This is a genomic window from Oleiphilus sp. HI0132, assembly GCF_001635845.1.
Window position 1 is genome coordinate 1 of the sequence record NZ_LWGJ01001150.1, and the last position, 7,531, is coordinate 7,531.

Annotated in this window: 7 protein-coding genes; 3 read left to right on the forward strand and 4 right to left on the reverse strand. The window is 42.7% G+C overall.

Translation table 11 applies throughout. The features are described 5' to 3' along the window. Window positions 1-198: 198 nt before the first annotated feature. The 4 genes from A3766_RS15825 to A3766_RS15840 form a co-directional block, all read right to left on the reverse strand. Window positions 199-408 carry a hypothetical protein gene (locus A3766_RS15825; protein ID WP_068507091.1) on the reverse strand — a complete coding sequence of 70 codons (210 nt, stop codon included), beginning with the start codon at window positions 406-408 and terminating at the stop codon, window positions 199-201. Window positions 409-625: 217 nt separating this feature from the next. Then, window positions 626-1,126 (reverse strand): YaiI/YqxD family protein, encoded by a 501-nt coding sequence (locus A3766_RS15830; RefSeq protein WP_068507094.1) that lies wholly within the window; start codon window positions 1,124-1,126, stop codon window positions 626-628. Window positions 1,127-1,167: 41 nt separating this feature from the next. Next, entirely contained in the window at window positions 1,168-1,938 is a 771-nt protein-coding gene (locus tag A3766_RS15835; protein ID WP_068507104.1) for a CsiV family protein, read from the reverse strand. Between the two features lie 119 nt (window positions 1,939-2,057). Beyond that, window positions 2,058-2,249, reverse strand: coding sequence for a hypothetical protein (locus tag A3766_RS15840; RefSeq protein WP_156498006.1), 192 nt, complete (start codon window positions 2,247-2,249; stop codon window positions 2,058-2,060). A gap of 273 nt (window positions 2,250-2,522) precedes the next feature. Between A3766_RS15840 and rimO the strand changes: the two genes are divergently transcribed. From rimO to A3766_RS15855, 3 genes are all read left to right on the forward strand, one after another. Next, window positions 2,523-3,860, forward strand: coding sequence for a 30S ribosomal protein S12 methylthiotransferase RimO (gene rimO / locus A3766_RS15845; RefSeq protein WP_068507108.1), 1,338 nt, complete (start codon window positions 2,523-2,525; stop codon window positions 3,858-3,860). A 710-nt stretch (window positions 3,861-4,570) separates the two neighbouring features. Then, window positions 4,571-5,554, forward strand: a complete 984-nt coding sequence (locus tag A3766_RS15850) for a helix-turn-helix domain-containing protein (protein WP_068507109.1) — start codon at window positions 4,571-4,573, stop codon at window positions 5,552-5,554. Window positions 5,555-5,677: 123 nt separating this feature from the next. After that, window positions 5,678-7,297, forward strand: a complete 1,620-nt coding sequence (locus A3766_RS15855) for a GMC family oxidoreductase (RefSeq protein ID WP_197475909.1) — start codon at window positions 5,678-5,680, stop codon at window positions 7,295-7,297. Window positions 7,298-7,531: the final 234 nt, after the last annotated feature.

The window sequence follows — 7,531 nt, forward strand, 5'->3', positions numbered from 1 at the left end:
AGGTTTGTCAGATACGCCTATTACAATGGCAGATATAAAAGAGGCAGTTTCGAAAGCGTCAGCACGCGTAAGCGAGCTGATTTTTCAAGATCTGGGAAGTTTATAGTCGAGCAATTAAGCAGCGGGTTCTGTTAGCTGACAATGTGTGTCACACAAATCCCGCTGCTGCAGTTAAGAGGTGGTATTCGGGAATGTTTGTTAGCTTGCTTTCTTAGTTAGTTGGTTTTGATACATTTCTCGAATTTGCTCTGCTGAGTACTTGTCTACAGTTATGTGGTTAAATTCAACTAGGTGTAATGCAGGGGAGCTTGGTAGTTCTTGATCAATTAACTCGGTGCCATTCGAATTTCTTGGCGCTGTATTTTGTTTCGCTAAACGACTTGCTTCTTTAGATGCTTTTGTTGTCATATCAAACCTTCCAGAGAGAAAACTTCTTAAGCGGTACATATAAAATATAAACTACCTTGGCTGGGATTTCACTTAATTTTATTCATAGCCTTAGACTATTAAGTTCTGATTGATAATAAGTATAAGCCCTTTGCACAGAAATGGGAGTGCTTGCGTGTCGCTAATTTGTAGCAGTTTGTAAACGGAAAGAAAGTAGGTGGCTATGCGCAGTGTTGGCTTAGAAGCCCGACTTTTGGAGCCATTGATCCAGGCGATTCGCAAAGGCTTGCCTTTCTTGTTGGCCTAAGGGCGGTGGTCCTCCTGAATGAACACCGCTGGATCGCATTGTCTCCATAAAATCTCGCATATTTAAGCGCGACTTGATGTTTTCCTTTGTATAGAGCTGCCCCCGTGTACCGATAACCTTGGCACCCTTGGTAATTACTTCGTCGGCGAGAGGAATATCTTGAGTGATGACAAGATCATTTTTGTTCGTTTGTTGCACTATCCAGTTGTCTGCAACGTCAAAGCCACTACTAACCTGAATTGACCTTAGAGTCTTGTACTTTGGTAGGGGGATATGCTGATTAGCAACGAACGTGATCACAACATTGGTTCTTTTCGCAGCTTTAATCAAAATGTCGCGAATAACAACCGGGCAGGCATCAGCGTCCACCCAAATAGAAGGTAAAAGGGTGTCAGAAGTTCTGGTTTCATTTGTGCTTGATTTATCGTTCATAATAAGTCGCTAGATAACGCTAATAATAGTAGCTCTATCTGCTAGATCTCGGGCTCTGGCTCTAATTTATTAATGGTGACAATTAAACCGATTGCCGGGTGATCTAAATAATGAATTTCTCCATATTTTAAGCGCCGGCTTTGGTGTAAACGGAATACCTGACTAGGTATCCTGGAGGAAGAGTGCTTGCTTAAAACAATTTCGTCTGGCTTGTATGCTTGTAGCAATGAATCAGTTTTGTGTCGAATAGTGCTGGTCGAAAGTAGCCAGTCGAAAATGTTTCGCTCTGGATAAAACAAAAAACTGGTAAGAAATAAATCTGCTTCGATGTGCATGTATCGGGAACGTTTAATAGTAAGCGTTCCCTCTAGGTGAGTTTCACCATAATAGCTTTCATTTTGAACTACATCGGTCAGCGCAGATATACGAAGTGGGGGTAATGTGCTGCCTGGTTCCATGGCTTGTTGCCAAGCGCCATATTTAATGACGCGTACATCCCTACTTTTATTTAATTTTGAAAGCGCATCATTGAGTTGCATTGATGAACTATCAAGCTGTTCATATTGGAAGTTCGATAAGGTTTCTAAACCTTCGATCAAATGAGTGTATTGTGAATGCCGAGGTGGATTGTAGGGAACAAGATTAAACTTTCTATTCGCTTCGACATGCCCCTGGTGAGTAAAGAGAATGTATTCTACCTGGAATATTTCTTCGCTGAAATCTTCAGCATAAGCATGGTTAATCGTGAAAGACAAAAGAAATAGCGCGAGTATTCGAAAACAGAGCTTGTAGAGAGTATTCAATGTTAACACGTGCGTAAAAGCCTCACCTTCTTACAGGTTGGAGTGAAATTAGCTGAATACTACCATTCTCATTACTTAAAGCCAGAGAAATTTAAGCCTTGAATCCAAACCTTTCGAAAAGAAATGAGCTAGAAGAAATCACCGATGTAATTATTGAGTACGTCACCTTTTTGCACCTTTGGTTTGTCTGTACTCATGTCTACAGGTTTTTCTGTAGGCTCTACCGCTTCGGTAGGCGAGTGTGCCACAAATGCGGGGAGCTCGCTTGCTAAACTACTTTTCGTGGTGTGAACATGGTTAGCACCCTCTAAAGCAGTCACGCGGTAATAGTAACGCCCGCGATATGCTGCAAGGAAAACTAAGCAAAGTGTTAACAGTTCGAAAAGGTGAATGAGCATAATTGTAAGTTGGTACTCTAAGCAATATGTCAGTGTCTGCGTAAAAGTGAAGCGGTATTCTATTGAATAACGTGCATCAGATCAGCTAATTATAGTTGATTTTACAACTATTTTAAATTTGTGGCTGTGTTTTGGGCTTGTTAGTGAGGTGTGGTAATATCCGCGCCAAATTAATGGGGTTGAGGTTGGTAAGTTATGAGCGAAGAACAAGGTCAGAAACGTGTAGGGTTCGTTAGTCTGGGATGTCCAAAGGCTTTAGTAGACTCTGAGCGTATATTGACCAAATTAAAGCTTGAAGGTTACGAAGTCGCCCCAGAATATGATAATGCGGATGTTGTGGTCGTAAATACTTGTGGTTTTATTGACTCTGCCAAGCAAGAATCACTCGATGCGATTAATGAAGCGATGCGCGAGAATGGTAAGGTCGTTGTCACCGGGTGTATGGGCAAGGGGAGTGACGCAGAGCAGATAAAGAGCGCTTTCCCTGAAGTGTTAAACGTTAGCGGACCGGCCGATTATGAAAGCGTAATGGGCGCTGTTCACGAATATGCTCCCCCGTCGAAAGAACAGGAAACGCACTATAGTGACAGGGTGCCTGCTCAAGGCATCAAATTAACACCTAAGCATTATGCTTACCTTAAAATCTCGGAAGGATGTAACCATCGCTGTAGCTTTTGTATTATCCCTCATATGCGCGGAGATTTGGTAAGTCGCCCAATTTCTGAAGTTATTGAAGAGGCCAAACGCTTGGTAGAAAGTGGTGTAAAAGAGCTTCTTGTTATCTCTCAAGATACAAGCGCCTACGGTGTCGATGTTAAATATAAGCTCGATTTTATGGAAGGCCGGGCTCACGAAACACGTATGCAAGACCTCGCTGTTGCGCTAGGAGAATTGGGTGTATGGGTAAGAATGCATTACGTTTATCCTTATCCTCATGTTGATAAACTGATCCCCTTAATGGCAGAAGGAAAGATTCTGCCGTATTTGGATATTCCCTTCCAGCACGCTAGTGCAAAAATACTAAAAGCAATGAAACGTCCTGCGCACAGCGAGAAGGTCATCGATCGCATTCGTTCCTGGCGCGAGATATGTCCTGAACTTACGATAAGAAGCACCTTCATTGTTGGTTTTCCGGGTGAAACAGAGCAAGATTTTCAGGAGCTATTGGACTTTTTAGAAGAGGCCCAGTTAGATCGTGTAGGTTGCTTTACGTATTCTCCTGTAGAGGGCGCGCCAGCAAACGTCTTGGCGAATCAGGTCCCCGAAGAAGTGAAGGAGAGTAGGCACAAAAGGTTTATGGAAAAGCAGGCTGAGATTAGTGCCGAACGTTTGCGAGCAAAGGTTGGTTCATTGCAATGGGTGATCATTGACGAAGTGGTTGAAGAAGGCGCGGTAGGTAGGAGCTCAGCAGACGCACCTGAAATAGATGGTAACGTCTTCATCGATGGAGCAACTCACCTATGTGTCGGTGACTTGGTTAAAGTAGAGGTCGAAGAGGTTGATGAGTATGATATGTGGGGGCGCTTGGTTTAGAAGGAGAGGCTTCTTTCTTCCTATATCTAAATCAACGAACTCTTTAATTAGGTGAAAAAGTCGGCACGCAATCTGACCTACTTAAATAGCGGTTTCGACTAGAGCCTAGAAATGCCCTGCCCAATCTTAGTCAGCAATGTGCCAATTTCAGACCTTGGCACTTGCTTCAAGGTTGGCCGAAACTTACTGATTCTGAATCGTCGATTGATATCGGGAATTGGTGATTAGCGGACATAATCAAGTTATCCAGACAAACGCAACTTAGACAATAAGCTGCTTATATCTTAGTGCTCTGCTTTAATCTTACTGCATGCCATTAGCTGATGCTGAAACAGCAGTAGATTCAAACTGTCATCCTTCCTCCCAAGCAGAAATCGCCCATGCAACGCTGTTAAAAAATAAAACCATTAGATCTTCGACTCATTAGATCTTCGACTCATTAGGTCTGTTAGTCGCTGAAGTGTGACGCGCCTTTTAATTCTAGTATCCAGATAAATTTGTTTTGGCATTACTACTGTAGAAAAACAAGCTAGCCTGCACTCTATAACGCTAAGTGGTATGGATCTATCGAACCTAAACTATCCGGACCTAGGAAACGGAGCTTTACGCGGAAGGGGCGTTCAGTTCTTCTAAGTTTTTGTGTATTTTCATTGCATTTGAACTAGCTTGCGGCTAGCTTATAAAGATAAAACTAAGCATCAATTTAGCCTATGAACCCTGAACTTCTGTCTGCTACTTATCTAAACCATTTCTCGCGCTATGCCGAAGAGCAAGGAATTGATCTACAACCTTTCTGGAAACAGGTTGATCACAACGAAAGCGAGCCCTTCATTAAAGTGGATACCTTGAAACAGCTTATTCACTATATGTGGAAAAAGGGGTGTCCGCGTTCGTTAGGATTGTTTGTCGGTAGGAACATCAGCTTGTCCAGTCATGGCCATGTAGGCTATGGCCTGTCGCATGCAACCAACCTGGAAGACAGCCTGGTATTTCTTTGTGAATATTACAAAATTCGCGCACAAATTCTCAGCTTCTATATCGAAGAGGATGAAGAGAACATCTATCTCTGTATAAAACCCCTTGCCGATTGGGGAGACATTGATGTTGTTCTTTATGAGACGATTGCTGCGCTGGTTTTCAACATTATCAAATTTGCTATTGGCTCAAAAGTAGAAGAATGCGTTCTGGAGCTGCCTTTCGAAGAGCCTGACTGGAGTGACTTATATGGATCGTGTTTGCCGAAGCGCATTCGTTATTCAGACGGAGTTTTGCGATATGGTATGCCATTGGAGTGGAAGGCGATCACCTGCGTTTCAGCAGATCCGGTTACTGCCGAAATGGCCGCTCAACAATGTAAGAATGAGCTTAATCGTTTACTGGAATCACGCACATTATCAGACAAAGTGAATGAACTAATTCTTTCGAGTGTTCAGTTTGAACTATCACTCGAGCAAACCGCCAAGACGCTTTATATGTCCAAGAGCACCTTAATCAGAAAACTGAAGCAAGAAGGTAAGACTTTCAAACTTCTAATGGAAGACGCCAAGAAAAAAAATGCTCAATACTTGCTGAAGAAAACAGATCAAAAGATAGATGTGATCGCTTTACAGCTTGGTTACGAAGATGTGTCGAATTTTGGGCGCAGTTTCAAACGCTGGTTTGGCTGCGCGCCATCACAGTATCGAGAAGGGTAAGGAAGTTTATCGTTATTGACACTTATTGACCTGTCCTTGGCAACTCCCGCCATTCTTAGGTGCTGAGCACTCAGTTAACATCACCCTCATGATAACCATATTGACTCTAGATTGGGTGACAAGATGTCAGAACTAATATACGACTACATCATTGTTGGCGCCGGTTCGGCGGGCAGTGTGCTTGCGAATCGCTTAAGCGAGAATGAAAAGAACTCGGTGCTGGTACTTGAAGCCGGACCTGAAGACAAAAGTCCAATGATTAAAATACCCGGAGCTTTTGCTTACTTTATGTATAGTAAAAAATATAACTGGGGCTATGAGTCTGAAGCCGTTGCCGACATTCGTAAGGGGCAACCAATGTTCTGCCCCAGAGGAAAAACCTTAGGCGGAAGTAGCGCCATCAACGCAATGGTCTATGTTCGAGGCGATAAATCTGATTATGATCACTGGGAAGCCCAAGGAAATAAGGGCTGGAAATTCGATTCAATGTTGCCCTATTTTAAAAAAGCCGAAACAAATGAGCGAGGATGCAATGACTACCACGGCAGCCAAGGTCCTCTTTATGTCTCAAACACACAAAATACTTACCCCTTGAATGAGTGCTTCCTAAAAGGTTCTGAGCAAGCGGGATACCCTTTAAATGACGATTTCAATGGGCCTCAATTTGAAGGTGTGGGCTATTATCAGTTTACAATCAAGAATGGCGAAAGGTGCGGTGTCTCACGGGCCTATTTAAAGCCTGCTCGTACTCGAAAAAATCTGCACATACAATGTGAAGCCTTAGTTAATCGAATTATTCTCGAAGATAAAGAGGCCAAAGGTGTGGTCTATTCGCAACGAGAAAAAGAGTATACCGCTCATGCTAAAAAAGAAGTTATTTTGTGTGGTGGTGCGTTTAACACACCACAAACTCTCATGCTGTCCGGGATCGGTGATAAGAAGGAGCTCGAGAAAGTAGGTATAGCTGTCGTTCATGATCTTCCAGGAGTAGGAAAAAACCTTCAAGAACATGTTGATGCTTGTGTATTGGTAAAAAGCAAGAAAAAAGACGGATTTTCTATTACGCCATCCGGGTTATTAAAAGCCTTGCCAGATGCTTTTAATTACTTTACTGCTAAAAAAGGTAATCTTGCTAATTCGATAACCCAATCTGGCGGCTTCTTGAAATCTGGTCCTTCTGTTGAGGTTCCTGATATTCAGCTGCACTTCGTACCACTTCTTTTTGATGATTGCGGCAGAGATCTTGGTTTACTTTCGCAACATGGTTACTCCCTACATGTGTGCGTACTCAGACCGGAAAGTCGTGGTCAACTAAGCTTAAAGTCTTTAGACCCTCGCGATCGAATCAAAATCGATTTTAACTTCCTCTCTCAAGAAAAAGATCAAAAAGTTTTGGTTGACGGCATTCGGGTCGCGCGAAAAATCCTAGCATCTGAAGCTTTTGATGATCATCGTGGCGACGAAGTTCACCCAGGAGCTGATATCACCTCCGATGCAGACATTCTGCAAGCGTGCAAAGATCGTTTAGGTCTGGTTTATCACCCCGTGGGTACCTGCAAAATGGGTAATGACGATATGTCTGTCGTTGACGACCAGTTGCGTGTTCATGGCATCTCAAAGCTACGAGTAGTCGACGCATCGATCATGCCCACTTTAATAAGCGGCAATACCAATGCACCTGTAATAGCGATTGCTGAAAAGGCATCCGACCTAATATTGTCACCATCAACCATGCTCAACTAAATGATGAGTACAAATCACTTTTGTGAGCAATAAGTCTATTACGTAATAAAATACACAACTTTTGAACATTAAACATTCAAATAGTACACAACATAAGCACGTTTAAATCGATAAAAATAGAGGCAAACAAATGAACTGCGCGGCGAAAATTTCTACTCACGATACATCTATTGAAGAACGATTAACTATGCTTAAGTCAGCGGCTCGAGCTAATCCTTACCCTTCCTTCAATGA